Below are 17,673 nucleotides of genomic sequence, written 5' to 3'. Positions count from 1 at the left end.
CGCAGCCGGGCGCGGAAGCAGGGTTGCCCCAGATTCAATGAGAAACGTCGCGATCGAAATTCTCATCCAATCTGGGGCAATGCAGGTCAGACTAGTAAATGTGCCCCAGATTCAATGAGAACGGACACTATCTGACGACGCCACGAAGCGGCGCGATGACCGGGCCTGGTGTGGACATCGCTAACGGGTTGATCGCACGCACCTGGCGCGTGGTATCAACCAGTTAAGGCGTCGCCGCGCGGCGTGTTGGCCGGAACGGAGCGGTCCGCCGGGAGTGCTCCGGGACGCCGGCCGCAGCGAGTAATCGACCCGGCAAGCATCGGCCTGGTTAGTAAAACGCCGATAAGCCACACTATGTCAAGTTGGATGTCGGACCGTACTGCCAGACTCTCCCTGTGGATCCGCCGCCGCCGACGGTTTCGTCCGAGTCAGAAATGCTGCGTTGTTCTCCGGTCGTTGGATGCGGCAAAGTCAAACCGCGAAGCCGAATGGCGCGTACACGAGAGAGCGATCCATTGTGTATGGCGTGCTACCAGCGGGCTCGCAGGCTCAAGCAAGATCCGGCGGAGATCCGACGCGCCAACCTGTGGGCGAAGTATCGAATCACGCCCGAGCAGTACGATTTACTGCGGGCAACGCAGGACTATCGCTGCGCAATCTGCGGACGCGACGAGATCAAAATCGACTTGAACAGAGTCGGTGGTCGACCTCGCAGCGACGGCAGGCCACTGGCGAAGGTTCCGCTCGCCGTAGATCATGATCACATCACCGGCGAAATCCGGGGGCTTCTCTGTCCGTCATGCAATGCAGGTCTCGGTGCGTTTGGTGATAACCCGCAGCGGCTAAGTGCCGCCATCTCGTACTTGCAGGCCCATACTTCGTCGAATACCGCGTAGGACGCGTCGGCGCCGACGCGGTTCGACAACCGTCCCAACGCTTCCGCCATCATGCCGTTTCCTCACCCGGGACGAATACCGCAGGATCGATTATGGCGGGTTACCAGTAAGTTCGTCGTGCTTCGTTGGCGGCGTCTTCACTTGCGCCGCCTACTATTTGATTAGGGTGATGGCGCAGAGCTCATAGACCGAGAACGACACGTAGGGCCGCATCAACGCGGCGCATTTCGTCGAAGCTGAGGAACCCGACGCTCTTGCCAAGCCGACCCGGGTCGACCGCCGCGGTCTGCTCAGCAAGTACTCGGGTGTTCACGCCGGCGATTTCAACCTCGGGTCGGAAGCTGGCGGCACGAGCCGACGTGGACGTCGGTGCAACCAGCCAGGTCGACAGCGGCACGTGATCTGACTGGACTACTACGGCGTATCGGGAACCATACTGCTCGTGACCGCGACTCCCCCGCGGGGCGTGTAACCGAAAGACTTCACCACGCACGCAGCGTCTCCATGTCGCGCAGTACCTGCGTGGCCTCAGCGCGGTCGGATTCGTCGTCGGCGAGCCTTTCCGCCTCGGCGCGAATCGCCGCATTGGCCTTTCGACGTGCGGCATCGATGAGGGCAGATCGAACGGCTGCGGACACAGCCGTGCCGTCCCTGGTCAAAACCTCCAGCGCCTTGGCTGTGTCGTCGTCCGGCCGGAAGGTGATCGTGTCAGCCATAGCCACAGTGTACGACGTTTTGTAAGACAACTGCTGGTTCCAGAGGGACCGCCGCCATCAGGACAGCTCATGCCCGCCACTGGAGGTAATCGGGTGCAGCAATCCTCGCTTCCGCAGTTCCTCCGCCCAGCACCCAGCAGCCGCGCTGATGTTGCCGCTGAAGATCGACCAACGGTCTTGATGTCCGAAGCAATCGTGCAGCCTTGTCACGTATTCCGTCAGCGTGTCGATGTCACCAGTTGCAGCCAGGTACCGGCAGGTCTTGTCATATTCGATGAGCAAGTTGTTGTCGACTGCGTATCGCACCAATTGCTCTGTGGTGCTTATTCGTTCCATCTCGACCAGTACCAAGTCGAAGCCGTCGCAGAGCGCGCCGGCGAACTGCCGCATCTCGGTGCGACGGTCGAACCGCACTTCGTATGGCAGATCGGGTACCAAGTGCTCCCAACGACGTTGCAGCAGCGAACCTTTGAGCGGATGTCTCACTCGCTCGTATCGAGGACATGCGGCGTCGACCTCGACTGATCCGATACCGACATTGACGAAGAACCCGTGCCACGACATCGTGCCGTTGTGCCAGTCGGGCTGAAGGTGGATCATGTCGTAGAGCGGCCCCCGCTCCCGTTTGAAACCGCAGTCCGATATGGCAAAGCCGCGTGCACGCAGGAACGGGCCGACATCGGCGGAGACCACCGCCTCGTAGGCCCGTCGCAATGAACCGCTGACTCCCCCTCGCCCATGACTCAAGGCTAAGGCGGCGGCACCATCCTTCAACGCACCAATTTGACGCTACGCAAGAGCGGCACGAGCGTGCCCGACCATGAGGGTGAAAGCTACCTTGCCCGTTAATGTGGTAGCGGTGAGATCCAGGGGCCGTCAAGGACTTCGACTTGATGCCGAGTTCGACTTCGTCATCGTGGGAGCGGGCAGCGCGGGCTGCCTGCTCGCCAATCGGCTCAGCGCCAACCCCGATCACCGGGTGCTCCTGATCGAGGCCGGCGGCGCGGACAACTGGTTCTGGATCAAGGTGCCAGTCGGCTATCTGTACACCATTGCCAACCCCCGTACCGACTGGTGCTTTACGACGGAGCCCGACCCAGGTTTGGCCGGCCGCAGCATCATCTACGCGCGGGGGCGCGTGATAGGCGGCTGCTCGTCGATCAACGCCATGATCCATATGCGCGGGCAGGCAAGCGATTACGAGCTGTGGGCGCAAGCCACCGGAGACGAGCGCTGGCTTTGGGGCGGCCCAGACGGTCCAGGCGAAACACTCGCAATCTATAAGGAGTTGGAAGACTACTTCGGCGGAGCCGACGAGTGGCATGGCGCCGGCGGTGAGATCCGCGTGGAGCGACCGCGAGTGCGCTGGAAAATTCTGGACGCCTGGCAGGCCGCCGCAGCCGAACTGGGCATTGCGCCGATCGAAGAGTTCAACCGGGGCGACAACTCCGGGAGCGCCTACTTTCATGTCAATCAACGACGCGGCCGGCGCTGGTCGATGGCCGATGCCTTCCTGCACCCCGTCACCCACCGCTCCAATCTCACCGTCTACACGCAGACTCAGGCTCTCCAGCTGCTAATGGACGATCAGGTCAGCAACGATCAGCGTCGCGGCGCCTGGACCGCGGCGCAGCACCGCGTCACCGGCCTACGGCTGCTCAAAGACGGCCAGATCGTCGACGCCCGAGCCCGTCGGGAGGTGATCCTGAGCGCCGGCGCCATTGGCTCGCCCCATCTGATGCAGGTTTCGGGGTTGGGCCCGGCGGGGTTGCTCACCCAGCATCACGTGCCGGTGGTCGTTGATCTGCCAGGAGTCGGCGGAAACCTCCAGGACCATTTGCAGCTTCGAACGGTCTACCGCATTCGGGGCGCGCGAACCGTCAACATGCTGTACCGGAATTGGATCACCCGGGCGGGCATGGGAATTCAGTACCTGCTGCTGCGATCGGGACCCATGACGATGCCGCCGTCCACACTGGGGGCTTTCGCCAAGAGCGAGCCCGCGCTGGCCAGCCCGGATATGGAGTGGCATGTGCAGCCGTTGTCGTTGCCGAAATTCGGGGAACCCCTGCACCCCTTCAGCGCCATCACTCCCTCGGTCTGCAACCTGCGACCCACCTCGCGCGGGCACGTGCGTCTGGTCGGTGCAGATCCGCTGACCCACCCAAAGATCATCTGCAACTACCTGTCCACTGATGCCGACCGTGAAGTCGCCGTGCGCGGCCTTCGGATGACCAGGCAGATCATGGCCGCCCCTCCCCTAGCCCGCTACTGTCCGGAAGAAATGCTCCCCGGCTCGCAACTGGTGAGCGACGAAGACCTACTGGCGGCGGCGCGTGAACTGGGTACCACCATTTTCCACCCGGTAGGCACCTGCGCGATGGGTGCCTTTGATACACGCGGTATGCCACGGTCGGCCGCCACGGTGCTCGACACCGACTGCCGCGTGCGTGGCGTCGCGGGCCTGCGGGTGGCCGATGCGTCGGCGATGCCCACCATCACTTCCGGGAACACCAACGCGCCGGTCATGCTGATCGCAGAGCGCGCAGCGCGGGCGATCCTGAAATGAGCCGGTCCCACTCGTGCCGCAGCGTTCCACAGAACTGGCCTCGGACAGCCACTACCGGTCTGTTTGAGTCGTGACCTTCAGTCGCCTTCGTCGTCGTCACGGTGTGCGGCTTCGATCACCTCGGGTGGTGCCGGCTTCTGCAGCCAGGCGCGAATCCGCAACAACCCGCCGGCGACAGCCCCGACCGCGAATACCGCGATCGTGATCCAAACCGCAGTGGACATGGATCAATTGTCCGCCCGTGGGCGAAAATCGTGACCGCTTACGCAAGGTTGCCGATACGTCTTTCGAGTCAGTGGCTGTAGGCCATTTGGAGAGCCTGCCGCCGCTGGGCGCTGCGTACGTTTGGGTTCAATTCGTATGATCTAGCTATTTTAGAGTCGTCATCTGCCTCGCATTTTGCTCCCATTCGTTGACACCGGCCCGTTAATGGTCATACGCTTTGAGGCAAAACGTCCAGAACTCGGGAAGGTCGCTTCTGATGACCGTGACCAGCGCTGCTCTCAATGTCTTCGATGCGGGCCTTCCCACCTTCAGTTACGGTCTCGCCGCCACGCCGCACGACATCCTCGACGATGTCCGAGCGGCGCAGGCACGTGCACCCATCGCCATCGGCCCCTTCGGGCCGGAAATCCTGTCATATGAACTTTCCCGCGAGATCCTGCGCGACAGCAGATTTCGGCTTCCGCCCGGCATCACTCTGGCCTCACAGGGCATCACGTCGGGTCCTTTGTTCGACAAGATGGCGAACAGCCTCCTGGGACTGGACGGCGCACCTCATATGCGTCTACGCAAACTCGTGTCGAAAGCGTTCACTCCGCGCGCGACGTCGCGGCTTCAAGACACCATCCAGGAGGTGGTGAACGGGCTGATCGACCGGGTGGCGGACGCCGGACACTGCGACGTCGTGACCGACCTTGCGCGTCCCTACCCCACTCCGGTCATGTGCGCGCTCATCGGTGCACCTCGGGAGGATTGGCACCTGTTCGCAGATTGGACTGAGGAGGTCTTCAAGGCCCTCAACTTCCAGCCCGACGCCAACTTCGACGAGTCCGCGATCATGCGGGCGTGGGGCGAATTGGACGCTTACGTCGACGACATGGTCGCCGCCCGTCGACACAGCCTCACCGATGATCTGCTCTCCGAACTCATCCGCGCCGAAAGCGACGGAGACCGGCTGAATCTCGACGAACTCCGGATGTTGGTGGCCGGCTTCCTGATGGCGGGAACGGACACCACGCGCAATCAACTGGCCGCCTCGGTCCAGGTGCTCTGCGAGCACCCCGATCAGTGGATGACGCTTCGCGACCAACCGGAGCTCGCGATGCAGGCTGTCGAGGAGAGCATGCGCCACTCACCGGCGGCCAGTATCGTGCCGCGGGCCGCGACCGAGGATGTCGAGTTTGGCGGCTACCTGTTCCCGGCAGGGACCTTCATACTGGTGAATACCTTTGCAGCCAATCGTGACCCAGCGATCTATCGCGATGCGGAGCGGTTTGACATCACCCGCAGAGACGTACCGCCAATTCTGACTTTTGGCGGCGGTGCCCACTATTGTCTGGGGGCCAATCTTGCGCGCCGTGAGCTGGCGGAGGCACTTGTGGTCCTCACCCGCCGTCTCGATGCACCCCGCCGCGTTGGTCCGGCGCCGTGGAAATCCTTGTTGGGAATGACTGGTCCGCTAACGCTTCAGATCGAATTCACCAGCGCAAGGATTGCGACCGCGCATGCGTAGCCGCGGCTGGGCAGGCGCGACACCCAGCTCAGACGAGGAAGCGATTGCCCGAATCCTGGACGCGGTCGACGAAGTGGTCGCTGAGCACGGACCAGCGATACGCCTTGCCGACGTCGCTCGCCGGCTCGGGGTCACACGCCAAACGGTGTACCGCTACTTCCCCAATGCTGACGCGTTACTCATCGCCAGCGCGATGCGTGCCGTAGACGGATTCATCGATCAGGTTGTCGAGCATGTCAGCGGCGTCAACGACCCCGTCACGGCACTCGTCGAATGCGTGTCGTTCGCGGTCGAAACCCTCACCGGCGATCCCCAGCTGGAAAACCTACTGAGCCGGCGGCAGGACGGGGAAGCTGTCACCTCGTTGACCTCCGATACCGCAAAGGCATTCTGCCTGTCATTCTTTCGCCGGCTCGATGTGGACTGGCAACTTCACGGCTTTGACAGCGCCGTTCTTGAAGATCTCGCCGAGATGACCTTGCGCACAGTGCAGTCCATGCTGACCGATCCTGGGCAGCCGATTCGTAAGGGTGCCGCACTGCGTGGCTTCGTAGCTCGATGGCTTGGCCCAGCGATCCTCTATCCACGAATCACGGCGCTGTCGATGGACGATCGTCGACCCCCGTCGGGCGGGCGCGGTGAAGCCCGAGGGCGCACGTCGTCTTCGCGATAACAGCCTGATGACTTCCACCTCTTCCGCGAGACACGCCCAGATATAGGTACGTTGCCGTTTGCGGATGGTTACCTCGAGGTCCGCAACAGGCACGTCAGTAATGCCCAGGAAACTCACAAGCATCTGCTAGCTTCGCGAAGTGCAACTTCGCCAGCAACGCGCGCGCAGCCGGAAGGCGTTCGCCGCAACCGTTATCGCCAGTCTGACCATCGTTGCCGGGGCCGGCTGCGGTGGTGGAACCGAGCCCGAGGAGACCCCGGCGGCAACGGCCGACGAATCAACGGCGGCTCGACAAGCTGAGGCGAATCCAGAAGATCAACAGGCTCAACCGATCGTCAAAGACGAGGACGGCGATGGCCAGCCCGAGATCACCGGCGGCGTCTACGGAGATCCTGCGGCCGCCCTGCACTATTGGGAGGAACAAACCGAAAGCGACTGCGGGTTGATGGCCACCCGCATGGTGGTCGGCGAACTGACCGGGGCGCCGCCCACCGAGCGGGAGATCATCGACCTCGCCGCTAAGACGCCAAGCGATTGCGACCCGGGTGAGCCGGTGTATGACGAAAGCATCGATCCCAGTGATGGCGGTGTCGGTCATGGCACCTGCACGACCGACCTCCTGCTCCTGCTCAAGCACTACGGGATCAAAGCCGACTACACCAACGACGACACGGCCGCCAAGGGTGGACTCGCCACCGGTATGGACGCGTTGGCGGACTATCTAGGCGACGGGCGACAGGCGATTGTGTGCGTGAACTCCACCACCATCTGGGATGGAGACGGTGACCGGACAGGATGCGGTCACCTGGTCACCGTCGCCGCCATCGATTACGACAACGACGCCGTCTATCTCGGCGACAGTGGCGGCGACGACACGCGCGGTGAGCATGTGACCACCGACGTATTCGAATCTGCCTGGGCGGCAGGCGATCACGAGCTCGTCGTCACCGCACCGCGCTGATCCCTATTCTCTTGACTCTGGTGGACGCCGGATTCAGGAACGCGGATGCGCGGCGACGCTATCTTGCGGTCTACGACGACGCCCGTGCCCTGAGCCCGCGTCCGGAAGGGGTTCACGATGTGTGGACACCATTCGGCACCGTGCGGGTGTACCAACATGGCTCGCGCGGCCGTGTACCCGTCGTCTTGATCCACGGCTTCTACCTCACCTCGGCTATGTGGTGGGAACAAGTCGCGCCGTTGGCAGATGACTTCTCCGTGTACACGATCGACATGCTGGGCCAACCCGGCGCGAGCGTTCAGTCGAAAACAATGCTGACACCGGCGGATTGCGCACTCGCCATCGACGCGGTCCTGCAAGGGCTGGGATTGCATGATGTGCATCTGGTGGGTCACTCGTATGGAGGTTGGCTCACCACGCATACTGCCGCACGACTTCCGTCTCGGGTCGCGACGGTCACGCTGGTCGATCCGGCTAGCACGGTCGCACGGCTCTCCGCGAAGTTCTGGCGGAACCTCGCAGTCCTGCTGGGGCGGCCGAACTCTGTGCGCGCTCAACGTGCTGCAGTATGGGTGACCGGCCACGCCGAACCGGGAAGCCCAATCGACACGCTCGCCGGGCTGTTCGCGTCTGGCTTCGCCACCTTTGGACCGCCGGTCCGCACACCGGCGTTGAGGTTCGCGAGCGACCGTCTGCTACGTGCCGTGCGCGTTCCCGTACAGGTCCTCCTGGCCAGCGACACAGTTCACGATTCGACCAAGGCGGTTCAGCGGATCCGCTCGGTCGTTCCCCATTGGCCGTACCGCCTGTGGCTCAACACGTCACACGCCCTGCCCGCCGAGGTGCCTGATCAGGTCAACGCCTGCATTCGCGATTTTGTGATCGAACACAGCTGCGGCGCGTAGCGGGTGGCGTTCGGCCTCAGCGCGCTCGCCAAAGAACTCGGCCGGTTACTCGGCATGGATAAATCCCGCTGTCGTGAAGCGTTCCACAACCCAGACAGGTCATCCGCCTTGTCATCGGCAACGCCATCAGGAGGACAGCCATGAGCGTGGACAGCATCTCGGATTCGGACACGACGAACCTCGACGAGTTGGTTCCATCGCGGTACGCGGTGCAGGTCGGCGACATCGAGGTGCTGGTGATCAGCGACGGGGTGCTCCCGATCACGGCCAGGACGATGGCGACCAACGCCGACCCGACCGAGTTCGGGAGTTGGCTCGACGACCGGTTCCTTCCCAGAGACGTCCTCGCCTGGCCCCTCAACGTTGTCGTGGTGCGCACCGCTGGTCGGACCATCCTGGTCGACGCCGGGCTCGGCGTGGAGTTCCCGGACTTTCCGCGGGCCGGGCAGACCGTCCATCGTCTGGAAGCCGCCGGTATCGACCCCTCGGCGGTGACCGACGTGGTGCTCACCCACCTGCATATGGACCACGTGGGCGGGCTGCTCACGAAGGGCCTGAAGGAACGGTTGCGTCCCGACCTGCAGGTCCACGTTGCGGCCGCCGAGGCCGAGTTCTGGGAGGCGCCCGACTTCTCCCACACCGACATGCCCGCTCCCGTTCCGGACGCGCTCCGGTCGATCGCCGGGCGGTTCCTCGATGAGTACCGCGGTCACATGCGGACCTTCGAGTCGGAGTACGAATTGGCGCCCGGAGTGCTCGTCGCCCGCACGGGAGGTCACACGCCGGGTCATGCCATCGTCCGCCTCGACTCGGGCGGTGACCGGCTGACGTTCGCCGGCGACGCCGTCTTCGCCCCGGGCTTCGATAACCCGGAGTGGCACAACGGCTTCGAACACGACCCAGAAGAGTCGGCCCGCGTACGGATCGAACTTCTCCGGGAAATGGCCGCGACCGGTGAGTCCCTGGTGGCCACTCACCTGCCGTTCCCGTCGGTCTGCCACGTAGCGACCGCCGGCGACGTCTTCCGGTGCGTGCCCACCGTGTGGGACTACTGACGAGAGCGCCGCCGTGCGTGACCGACGACCCGCGCGACTTGTCTGGGGCGCACGAGGCTCGTCCCGGGGTCCACGCCTTGCAGCATGCGCAGGAACGTTTCGGTGAGCGCCATGTCAGTCGATGCGGCGGCCATGTAGGCGGTGGTGTAGCTGTTGAACCCACGCTGCGGCCATGACCTCCATCGGCTCGCCGGGGTGAAGCCGAAGTCGTTGAGCCGGTTCGCCCACCAAAGAGGAGCCAGCCGCCGTGCAACATCGCGAAAATAGTCTTGACTCGACGGTTCACCGTTGGAGGCAAGGGTCTGTCGAAGGCTGCGAGCCTGCATCAGCGCCGATGTCATGCCCTGGCCGTACATCGGGTTCAAGCTACATACCGCGTCCCCAATCACCAACAGCCCCTGAGGAAATGCGGACGCCCTGTCGTAGCGGCGCCATACGCTGGTCGGAAACTGGCGATGATGCGTCTCCCCCAGCGGTTCGGCGTCGTGAAGCGCTTCGCCGATATGCGGGGGCACGCATTCGGCCACAGCGGCCAACACCTCCGGCAGCTCGGTGGGCAGCCTGTGCCCAGCGACACCTATCAGCGTCACGATCATCGTGTCGTTCTCGTAGGCGAGCATTCCGACGCCAGTTGGGCGTTGCAGCGTCGGGCTGACGAAAACCACCTTGTCGTCCAGCGCCCCCGGCGTCATGTGAAACAACTGACTGGCGTAGCTGAGCTGCACGCGATACGACCGCTCGACGGGACGTGTGAAGCCATGCGCCGCAAGGAAGGCCGGTGTGCGCGCCGAGCGCCCCGACGCGTCGATCACGAGATCGGCGGGCAACGTCTGTCGCCGTGACCCAGCGCGGTCGCTGATACGAACACCGCGTACCGCACGATCGCTCAACACGGGCTCGACGACGTCGTGGCCGTCGAGCACCGTGACGTTGGGCAGTGCGTGAACCCGTTCGCGGACAATTGATTCCAGCAGCGGCCTGCTGGCCGGCTGCACAGGCATGGCGTCAGGGTCGGCCAATGCCGCCGTCCGACACAGCGCATGCCCACGGACCTCGACGTACACCGCCGACAGGGTGTGCGTGTCGATGATCGGTGCGCCCGCCGCTTTCAACTCCGTCGTAGCGCCGGGAAACATCTCCTCGAGGATCTTCAAACCCGCACTCGTCATCATGTGCAGGTGGTGACTCTGAGGCACGCCTGCCCGATGCGACACGTCGACGGGCAGCTTGTCGCGTTCCACGACGGTCACCGAGTCGTACGCGTCTGCCAGCACTCTCGCAGCGAGCAGTCCCCCGATGCTCGCTCCACACACGACCGCTGCTCGCGTCGCCATCGCGCCCCTCTTCGGCAGGCTGTATCCCGTTACCGTCGCACAGAGAGCGGCCGAGAGTGCCGTTTCATCCGCGACGCGCAGTGGCAGCCGTATCAGAACGTACATCCGCGGTCAGACCCCCAAGCACCACCGGAGCACCGTCAGCGCCGCTGTCTGTAGCGTGGCGACCGTGAAATCCTCGCGTGTGTCTCTTCCCGTTGGACTGTTCGCCTGCACCGCATCGATGGTTCTGGCTCTTGCGGCGTGCGGCTCGGACACGGAAGCGTCATCGACCACTACGACGTCCTCGACGAGCACGTCCTCTCTGGCCGACGAGTTCATCCCCCCACCCGTCGAGACGGGCGATCCCGCCAGCGCGATGTGCCCGACGGCCCCGCCGCAGTTCGGTGGCACTCCCGAGTGGACCCTCAATGGCGAGACGGGCAGCGTAGCCGTCACCGGATCCACCGACTCGACGGCACCGCTGATCAACGTGCAGCCGCCGTTCAGCGTGTCCGAGACCCAGGTGCAGACGTTGAAGCCCGGTGACGGACCGGTCGTCTCCGAGACGGCCACCGTTTTCGTCTGCTACATGGGCGTCAACGGACGCGACGGGTCCGTGTTCGACAACAGCTACGAGCGCGGCATGCCGGTCGACTTCCCGCTCGACGGGGTCGTGCCCGGCTTCCAGAAGGCCATCGCCGGACAGAAGGTGGGGTCGACGGTCGCCGTGGCGATGACGTCCGCCGACGGCTACCCCGAAGGTCAGCCCGCCGCGGGTATCCAACCTGGCGACTCACTCATCTTCGCCATCAAGATCCTCGACGCCTCGAGCTGACCCGTAGCGGTCAGCCGCCGGCGGTGACCGGGTTCTTCGACAGGTGGATGAAGGCGCCGTTCTTCCACACGCCCCAGCGTCCGCCCCAGCCCGAGTGCCACACGACGGGCTCGCCGAGCCAGAACTCAGCGGGCTTCCGCGGTGCCCACGACGGAACCGGTTCCCCGGCCATCGGCCGCGCCGGCGGCGGAGACACACCAGGCGGAGGCGGTGCATAAGGATTGGGGGCCTCCGCGGCCAGCATCGGCGGTGGGGGCGGCGGTGGAGACGGCTGGGCGCTTGCCGGAGCGGTCAGCCCTAGAGTCGTCGCTGTCAGTCCGCCTGCAATGGCAGCCAGCGTGGTCTTGGAAAACCTCATAAGCATGCCTCCAGCGGTAGTCGCGAATCCGATGCTTCGAATTTATAGCCTGCATTTGCTGCGGCCAAACCCAGGGCGTGTCTGTACCTACTACGGCTCGCGGCTCTCGTCGCGGTCCGACGCGTCGCTGTCCTCGGTTTCTTCCTGTGTGTCCCCCGTCGGCTTCGGTTGCAGCGCGACGCTGCGCGTCCGCGGGATGATCTCCGACGGTTGATCCTCGGCCGGCAGCAGGTGCACGACGCGCCCGACAGCACGACGCAGCCCGGGTGGCCCTTCCTTGCGGACGAAGTCGCCGATCCGGCCGGCCCGGTAGCGCAGCGGCGAGCCGATGAACTCACCCAGCACCACGCCACTGCCCAGGGCCAGCGCGATCGCGATCGCCGACATCATCTGCCGGAGGCCGTTGTCGAAGTTGCCGTCGACGGCAAAGGAGAACACCGCGCGAAACACCGCCAGGCCCGGCAGCATCGGCATGATCCCCGCGGTGGCCGTCACCAAGGCAGGTGCTTGCCGACGGATCGAGATCAACGTGGCGACCAGACCGACACCGACCGCAGCGGCACCGCTCGCGAACACCTGACCGAACCCCGCATTGCCCAGGGCTATCAGGACCGCCTCGGCGAGTCCGGCTGCAAGCCCTGCGGTGAGGATGGCCCGCAGCGGCGCATAGCTCGCCACGGTCAGGCAGGCGCCCGCCAGCGCCGCGCCGAACACCGCGACCGCGATCCGTACCCCCCCGCTCGGCGCGATGAACGATTCGGTCGCATCGACATGCAGCGAGATGGTCACGCCGGCGATCTCCGCGATCTGCAGGCCGGCGAGGATGCCCACGACGATCCCCGACGTCAGCAACACCGCTTCGCCCAACCGGGCGAGCGAGGTCAGCATGTAGCCGGTCACCGCGTCCTGCATCGCGCCGACGAACGTCAAACCTGACAGCAGCACCACGATGCCGGTGGCCACCATGACCGTCGGTCCGATATCGGCATACAAAAAGGCCGCCACGGCGACCGAGGTCGCGATCGCCGCGCCTGCGACGTGTTGGAAGAAGAACGGCGTACCCCAGCGATTCAGCCGTCGCCCCACCTGGTCGATGACCCCCGACGTGACTGCGGCCAGGATGCAGGTCAACCAGCCACCACCGAGAAGCATGGCGATGCCCAGAGCGAAACCCGCCCAGCCCGCGGTCGCGAGCCACCGTGGGTAGGGGTGCGGCCGCTCGGTCAACTCGTCCATCGCCTCGTGAGCTTGATCGACCGTCACACCGCCGGAGGTGATCCGCTGAACCAGCCGGTCGAGTTCTCCCAGTCGCGTGTAGTCCGTTGACCGGGCGTGCACTGCTCGAACGATGGTGACGGGTGGGCTGTCCGCGGTCGGCAGAGCGGACACGATGACGGTGGTGACGAAGATGTCGACGACACAGTCGGTCAGTCGATATGCCTGGGCGACGTCCTGGGCGGTCGCGACGACGTCGGCAGTGCCCGAGCCCGAAGACAGCATCACCTCGGCGAGGCGGATCGTCAGATCGAGAACCTTGCGGGTGTGCAGGTCGCCCATCCCATCGGAACGGCGGCGCCGCTGACCCGCGACCGGCGCCGGATCGCGCGGGCCGCGCAGCGCATTGCGTAAGCCGCGGCGGACGCGGCCACGCGGTGTTCGATCTAACGGCATCGACGTGAACGATACTGACGTGCGGGCATCATGGCCCAGGCGGCTAATCCCGCTGCGGCGCCCGACAACACATGCCAGAGGCCGTGGTACTGCCACAGGCTATCGGGCCGGCACAGCGGCGAGTCCGTGCGCCCGGCGGCATAGGCGGCCAGGCCGAGCGCGAAGACCACTGCAGCCGCGACCCACACCGAGCGCCGCCCTCGCGCGCTGCCGACCACCCCGAGCACACACACCGCCGCAAGGCCGACAATCGGCCAGTCGTGCACCGGTCCCGCCCAGTGCGGTTGAGGTCCGTGAAAGACGAAGCTGCCGAAGCCGACAGCCACCAACGCCACTCCTGCGGCTCCCGCCAGCACCGCTCTACCGCCTAGGGCCCAGGACAGGACGGCTATTCCCACGACGACGTACGCCAGGCTGGTGAGAGCGAGGACGGGTTGGCCAAGCATCGTGTCGCCAATGCGCTCGCAGTCCGAGCGTCCGAAGGCCGCCGCGGCGGTCCAGCCCTGCATTCAACTCACGATAGCCACCCATGGTGCCGGCGAAGCGAACTGAGCGTATTCCTCTGTGCTACAGCCGTATTGTGTGCGCAGCCACCGACCATCCCGCCAGGCAGGAGTGGCCAGATTCCGTTGAATCTTGGCTACTTTGCCACTAGTCGGGCACGCCGCAACCGGGCACCCTCACGGCATGCGCACCGAAGACATGGCCACGCTGGCCGACGCGAAAGCCGACATGGACAGCTGGGCCCTACCCGATACCGAAATCTGCTCGGAAGCACTGCGATACGTCATCGACGTCTCCCCGGATTTCCTCATCAACCACTGTGTCCGCAGTTATCTGTTCGCGCGCGAGATCGCCTCGAGCCAGGGTATGCGCAGCGGTACCGACTACGACGACGAACTCGTCTTCCTCGCCTGTCTCCTGCACGACCTGGGTGTCACGGATGCCGGTAGGGGTGATCAGCGATTCGAGGTCGACGGAGCCGATGCGGCAGCGGACTTCCTTCGCCGACACGGGCTTTCGGGCGATCGGATCACGACGGTGTGGCAGGCGATCGCACTTCACACCAGCGCCGGGTTGGCGAACCGGTTCGGGCCCGAGCAGGCGGTGGTCTTCAACGGAATCGCCCTCGACATCAACGGCATGGACACACACCTGCTCTCCCCCGGCTTCGCCGACCGGGTCCACGCCGCGTGGCCACGTCACGACCTCGGGTACGCGATCGCCGACGCCGTGGCCCGCGATGTCCGCCTCAACCCGATGAAGGCTCCCCCGTTCTCGTTTCCCGCGCACCTGCACGAACTGATCAACGGGTCGTCGTTCTCGTTCTTCGATTTCGTGCGCGCGTCCGGGTGGGGCGATCAGCCGTTGCGCGGCGACGCGAGAGTCCCATGACGTCGATGCATGCACAGATCGTGTTGTTCGACGGCTTCGACCCACTCGACGCCGTCGCCCCGTACGAAGTGCTCGTCGCGGGCAGCGACTTCGTCGCAGGCGAACTGGAAGTCGAGTTCGTCTCGGCCGAGGGTCCGCGGCCGGTAGTCAGCGGTTCGCGGGGGCTGACGTTAAACGCGACCGCCCGACTCGACCCCGCCAAGCCGGGTTTCGTGATCGTGCCCGGCGCGGCAGGCCCTATCGACGGCGACCCCGATGAGGGCGTCGCGACCATCCCCGTCCTGCTCGCCCGTTTCGGCGAGACCGCCGCGGTGCCGATGATGCGTAAAGCCTTCGCCAATCCGGACATCACGGTCGCGACCGTATGCGGTGGGTCGCTCGCGCTGGCGATGGCGGGCCTGCTCGACGGCCGCCACGCCACCACCCACCATCTCGGTGTGGACGTGCTCCACGCGACAGGCGCAATTCCGGTGGCGGCCAGGGTCGTCGACGACGATGACCTGGTCACCGCAGGCGGCGTCACGTCGGGGCTGGACCTTGCGCTCCATCTGCTCGACCGAAGCTACGGTCCGCGCATCGCATTGGCCATCGAGGAGTTGTTCGCCTACGAGCGGCGGGGCACCGTCTGGACCGACACCGGGCGCGCACCGAAAGCCTCGGCATGACGAGCGTCGTCGGCGACTGGGATGTGCGCATCAAAACACCGGTCGGAACCTTGGAAGTGGTGTACAGCTTCGTCGAACAAAACGGTGCGATCACCGGCACCGCGCAGAGCAACTCAGAACGCGTGCCGCTGAGTGACATCACTCTGGTCGAAGACGTTGACGGACAACGGGTCACATGGCGGCAGACGGTGACCAAACCGATGAGGCTCAAACTCGAGTTCGATGTGCAGGTGCACGGCGACCACCTGACCGGTCACTCGCGTGCGGGACGGCTGCCGCGCTCGGCGGTCTCCGGGGTGCGACGCGCCTGACGGACGACCGTGTCAGCCGTCTTCTGGCGGTGCTACGTTCGCCTGCCACCGCCGGCGTCGCTGCTCGTCGGTCTGCTCCCACCACGGCGGCGAGCCCCGCTCACCCAACGCGACCTTGACCGCGTGCACACCGGCCCGCGCGGTCTGCTCGTCTGCAGTTCCCTTGGTGCGGCGCACTTCTCGGCGCCACGCCATGAGTATTCGGGTCAACTCCGCGCGCCGATCCTCGGGTATGGCCGGATCGGTGGCGCGCCACCGGCGACCGTTGATGACGAGGAAGTGGCCGTCATCGGTCAGCTGGGGCTCACCCATCGGCGGATACTAGCTCCGGGCGAATCCTGCTTTACGGGCACGGCCCGGGGATGAACAGCGACCAGCACCAGCCCGGCGGAAGGGGCGGGGTGAAGCCGGGCGGTGGTGGTGGCGGCGGTGGTGGCGCCTCGCCTTCGAAGATGTTCTGCGCCACGTTGCCCTGCCCGTGGTAGACGTACCAATACGTGTGGCACACGTTGTTGTCCCATACCACCGGATTCACCCGCAGATTCCCGGTCTGCACCGGCGGATCACCCGGGCACCACCGGCAAGGCCCCGACGGATTCTCGTCCGGACATCCGGGCCACGCTTGCTGCGGCGCCAGCCCGCCGGGCAGCGCTTGGGCCGTGCCCGCCAGCGACCCGAAGCCGGCGCTCGTGATCGCGAACGACATCAATGCCGCGCCGAGGATTCGCTTCGATGTGTGAGGTGTGGTCATGTTTCGCCCTCTTGCTCGGTTCGGCGCTCGATGGCCGTCGTCGAGGCAAGTACACGAGATCCGGTCGGCTACCGATCCCAACTCCGCGGTTTCCGTGACAAGGGGTTCGGGTATCGCTCGGCGAGACCATCGTGGACTAGGAGAGAACTGATGAGCTCACCCGAACAAGCCTCCGACGACGCGAACCAGGGTGAGGGCGCGGAGCAAGGCGTCCCGCCGACGGCTCCCGCGTATTCGTCGCCGCCGCCCGAGGGAATCCCTTCGGCCGACGACAAGGACGGAGCCAACTAGCGCCGCCGGCACACTAGCGGAGGCGGTGCCGAGTCACGACCCCCTGCGCAGATCAGCAAGCGAGTTCTGCACACCGCCGTCCATGCGGATCTGAATACCGGCCACCGCCAGCATTACCGCTGAGGTGACCAGATGCACGATCGCGTCGGTGATGTTGTTGGGGAACGTGAACACGTACGCCACCTGGTGGGAGAAGAACGCCCAGATGCCCGGCAACGCGCCCGCCACCGCCGCGACGAGCAGATACAACACCGACCACGACTTGCGAAACGCGAACACCAGTCCCGGTCCGAACAGGGCGAGACCGGCGACGGCGTGCCAGCCGTTGTAGTCCATTCCGAGTACCTGCGCAGTCGGTGCGCCCGGGCCCGTCGCGAAGCTCGGCTCCACAATGAAGCCGATCACCGCCTGTATGACGTGGAACGCGGCGATGACCAGCAGGCCGACCTGGGCGAAACTCCACTTCACGGTGACACCCTTCTGGTTGTCGCTACCTCGGCAAATACTACGCTCGGTAGTAGCATTTTGTTAAGGGGTCGAGTGAAAATCCCGCCAGGCGGCTCGCCCACT

At 65.0% G+C, this 17,673-nt stretch carries 23 protein-coding genes; 12 read left to right on the top strand and 11 right to left on the bottom strand.

The genetic code is table 11. From position 1 onward, the window contains the following. Positions 1-395: 395 nt before the first annotated feature. Positions 396-896 (top strand): endonuclease VII domain-containing protein, encoded by a 501-nt coding sequence (locus CEX88_RS24310; protein ID WP_126315858.1) that lies wholly within the window; start codon positions 396-398, stop codon positions 894-896. A 181-nt stretch (positions 897-1,077) separates the two neighbouring features. On the opposite strand, the gene CEX88_RS24305 is transcribed toward CEX88_RS24310, so the two are convergent. The 3 genes from CEX88_RS24305 to CEX88_RS24295 are packed head-to-tail and all read right to left on the bottom strand — an operon-like array spanning position 1,078 to position 2,386. After that, complete coding sequence (locus tag CEX88_RS24305) at positions 1,078-1,389, bottom strand: type II toxin-antitoxin system PemK/MazF family toxin (protein WP_082961503.1); 312 nt, start codon at positions 1,387-1,389, stop codon at positions 1,078-1,080. Beyond that, the gene (locus CEX88_RS24300; protein ID WP_066840425.1) at positions 1,379-1,612 is read right to left on the bottom strand and encodes a hypothetical protein; all 234 of its coding nucleotides are present in this window, start codon (positions 1,610-1,612) and stop codon (positions 1,379-1,381) included. The genes CEX88_RS24305 and CEX88_RS24300 overlap by 11 nt, the downstream gene beginning before the upstream one ends. Before the next feature lie 57 nt (positions 1,613-1,669). Beyond that, a complete protein-coding gene (locus CEX88_RS24295) occupies positions 1,670-2,386 on the bottom strand; it encodes a DUF4304 domain-containing protein (RefSeq protein WP_238382187.1) in 717 nt (238 codons plus the stop codon). An 85-nt stretch (positions 2,387-2,471) separates the two neighbouring features. Here CEX88_RS24295 and CEX88_RS24290 point away from each other — a divergent pair, with 85 nt between their 5' ends. Then, positions 2,472-4,181, top strand: a complete 1,710-nt coding sequence (locus CEX88_RS24290) for a GMC family oxidoreductase (protein ID WP_094295443.1) — start codon at positions 2,472-2,474, stop codon at positions 4,179-4,181. Between the two features lie 77 nt (positions 4,182-4,258). Here the strand turns inward: CEX88_RS24290 and CEX88_RS24285 are convergent, their stop codons facing one another. Next, positions 4,259-4,405 carry a hypothetical protein gene (locus CEX88_RS24285; protein ID WP_094295435.1) on the bottom strand — a complete coding sequence of 49 codons (147 nt, stop codon included), beginning with the start codon at positions 4,403-4,405 and terminating at the stop codon, positions 4,259-4,261. 257 nt (positions 4,406-4,662) lie between these two features. Here CEX88_RS24285 and CEX88_RS24280 point away from each other — a divergent pair, with 257 nt between their 5' ends. The 5 genes from CEX88_RS24280 to CEX88_RS24260 all read left to right on the top strand — a co-directional run bounded on the left by CEX88_RS24280 (position 4,663) and on the right by CEX88_RS24260 (position 9,510). After that, on the top strand, positions 4,663-5,916 hold the full coding sequence (locus CEX88_RS24280) for a cytochrome P450 (RefSeq protein ID WP_094295434.1): 1,254 nt from the start codon (positions 4,663-4,665) through the stop codon (positions 5,914-5,916). Continuing rightward, entirely contained in the window at positions 5,909-6,589 is a 681-nt protein-coding gene (locus CEX88_RS24275) for a TetR/AcrR family transcriptional regulator (protein ID WP_094295433.1), read from the top strand. Before CEX88_RS24280 ends, CEX88_RS24275 begins: the two co-directional genes overlap by 8 nt. Positions 6,590-6,728: 139 nt before the next feature. After that, positions 6,729-7,550, top strand: coding sequence for a cysteine peptidase family C39 domain-containing protein (locus CEX88_RS24270; protein ID WP_066840430.1), 822 nt, complete (start codon positions 6,729-6,731; stop codon positions 7,548-7,550). 20 nt (positions 7,551-7,570) lie between these two features. After that, on the top strand, positions 7,571-8,455 hold the full coding sequence (locus tag CEX88_RS24265) for an alpha/beta fold hydrolase (RefSeq protein ID WP_238382186.1): 885 nt from the start codon (positions 7,571-7,573) through the stop codon (positions 8,453-8,455). A gap of 140 nt (positions 8,456-8,595) precedes the next feature. Beyond that, positions 8,596-9,510 (top strand): MBL fold metallo-hydrolase, encoded by a 915-nt coding sequence (locus tag CEX88_RS24260; RefSeq protein ID WP_094295432.1) that lies wholly within the window; start codon positions 8,596-8,598, stop codon positions 9,508-9,510. On the opposite strand, the gene CEX88_RS24255 is transcribed toward CEX88_RS24260, so the two are convergent. Then, complete coding sequence (locus CEX88_RS24255; protein WP_202931630.1) at positions 9,504-10,844, bottom strand: FAD-dependent oxidoreductase; 1,341 nt, start codon at positions 10,842-10,844, stop codon at positions 9,504-9,506. The genes CEX88_RS24260 and CEX88_RS24255 overlap by 7 nt on opposite strands. Positions 10,845-11,028: 184 nt before the next feature. On the opposite strand from CEX88_RS24255, the gene CEX88_RS24250 reads away from it, so the two are divergent. Then, positions 11,029-11,661: an FKBP-type peptidyl-prolyl cis-trans isomerase gene (locus CEX88_RS24250; protein ID WP_369816235.1), complete on the top strand. Its 633-nt coding sequence runs from the start codon at positions 11,029-11,031 to the stop codon at positions 11,659-11,661. A gap of 10 nt (positions 11,662-11,671) precedes the next feature. Here the strand turns inward: CEX88_RS24250 and CEX88_RS24245 are convergent, their stop codons facing one another. The 3 genes from CEX88_RS24245 to CEX88_RS24235 all read right to left on the bottom strand — a co-directional run bounded on the left by CEX88_RS24245 (position 11,672) and on the right by CEX88_RS24235 (position 14,199). Beyond that, positions 11,672-12,019: a hypothetical protein gene (locus tag CEX88_RS24245; protein WP_202931629.1), complete on the bottom strand. Its 348-nt coding sequence runs from the start codon at positions 12,017-12,019 to the stop codon at positions 11,672-11,674. Between the two features lie 90 nt (positions 12,020-12,109). Continuing rightward, a complete protein-coding gene (locus CEX88_RS24240; protein ID WP_066840437.1) occupies positions 12,110-13,690 on the bottom strand; it encodes a threonine/serine exporter family protein in 1,581 nt (526 codons plus the stop codon). Beyond that, positions 13,681-14,199, bottom strand: a complete 519-nt coding sequence (locus CEX88_RS24235) for a hypothetical protein (RefSeq protein ID WP_094295429.1) — start codon at positions 14,197-14,199, stop codon at positions 13,681-13,683. Before CEX88_RS24235 ends, CEX88_RS24240 begins: the two co-directional genes overlap by 10 nt. Before the next feature lie 178 nt (positions 14,200-14,377). Between CEX88_RS24235 and CEX88_RS24230 the strand changes: the two genes are divergently transcribed. Genes CEX88_RS24230 through CEX88_RS24220 form a run of 3 tightly spaced genes read left to right on the top strand, consistent with a single transcriptional unit; the run spans position 14,378 to position 16,061 of the window. Then, positions 14,378-15,085, top strand: coding sequence for an HD domain-containing protein (locus CEX88_RS24230; RefSeq protein WP_094295428.1), 708 nt, complete (start codon positions 14,378-14,380; stop codon positions 15,083-15,085). A 5-nt stretch (positions 15,086-15,090) separates the two neighbouring features. After that, a complete protein-coding gene (locus tag CEX88_RS24225; protein ID WP_094295441.1) occupies positions 15,091-15,750 on the top strand; it encodes a DJ-1/PfpI family protein in 660 nt (219 codons plus the stop codon). After that, positions 15,747-16,061 (top strand): hypothetical protein, encoded by a 315-nt coding sequence (locus tag CEX88_RS24220; RefSeq protein WP_066840439.1) that lies wholly within the window; start codon positions 15,747-15,749, stop codon positions 16,059-16,061. Before CEX88_RS24225 ends, CEX88_RS24220 begins: the two co-directional genes overlap by 4 nt. 12 nt (positions 16,062-16,073) lie before the next feature. On the opposite strand, the gene CEX88_RS24215 is transcribed toward CEX88_RS24220, so the two are convergent. Beyond that, complete coding sequence (locus CEX88_RS24215) at positions 16,074-16,373, bottom strand: hypothetical protein (protein ID WP_066840441.1); 300 nt, start codon at positions 16,371-16,373, stop codon at positions 16,074-16,076. A 31-nt stretch (positions 16,374-16,404) separates the two neighbouring features. Further along, a complete protein-coding gene (locus CEX88_RS24210; protein ID WP_238382185.1) occupies positions 16,405-16,812 on the bottom strand; it encodes a hypothetical protein in 408 nt (135 codons plus the stop codon). A 150-nt stretch (positions 16,813-16,962) separates the two neighbouring features. On the opposite strand from CEX88_RS24210, the gene CEX88_RS26175 reads away from it, so the two are divergent. After that, on the top strand, positions 16,963-17,103 hold the full coding sequence (locus tag CEX88_RS26175; RefSeq protein ID WP_156616962.1) for a hypothetical protein: 141 nt from the start codon (positions 16,963-16,965) through the stop codon (positions 17,101-17,103). A gap of 33 nt (positions 17,104-17,136) precedes the next feature. Here CEX88_RS26175 and CEX88_RS24205 read toward each other — a convergent pair whose 3' ends face one another. Next, positions 17,137-17,571: a DUF4383 domain-containing protein gene (locus CEX88_RS24205; RefSeq protein WP_064393817.1), complete on the bottom strand. Its 435-nt coding sequence runs from the start codon at positions 17,569-17,571 to the stop codon at positions 17,137-17,139. Between the last annotated feature and the right edge of the window lie 102 nt (positions 17,572-17,673).

This window comes from Mycobacterium neumannii, assembly GCF_002245615.1.
GTDB classification, from domain to species: Bacteria; Actinomycetota; Actinomycetes; order Mycobacteriales; family Mycobacteriaceae; genus Mycobacterium; species Mycobacterium neumannii_A.
The sequence above is the reverse complement of the archived record's forward strand: the minus strand, read 5'-3'. Positions and strand labels throughout refer to the sequence as shown.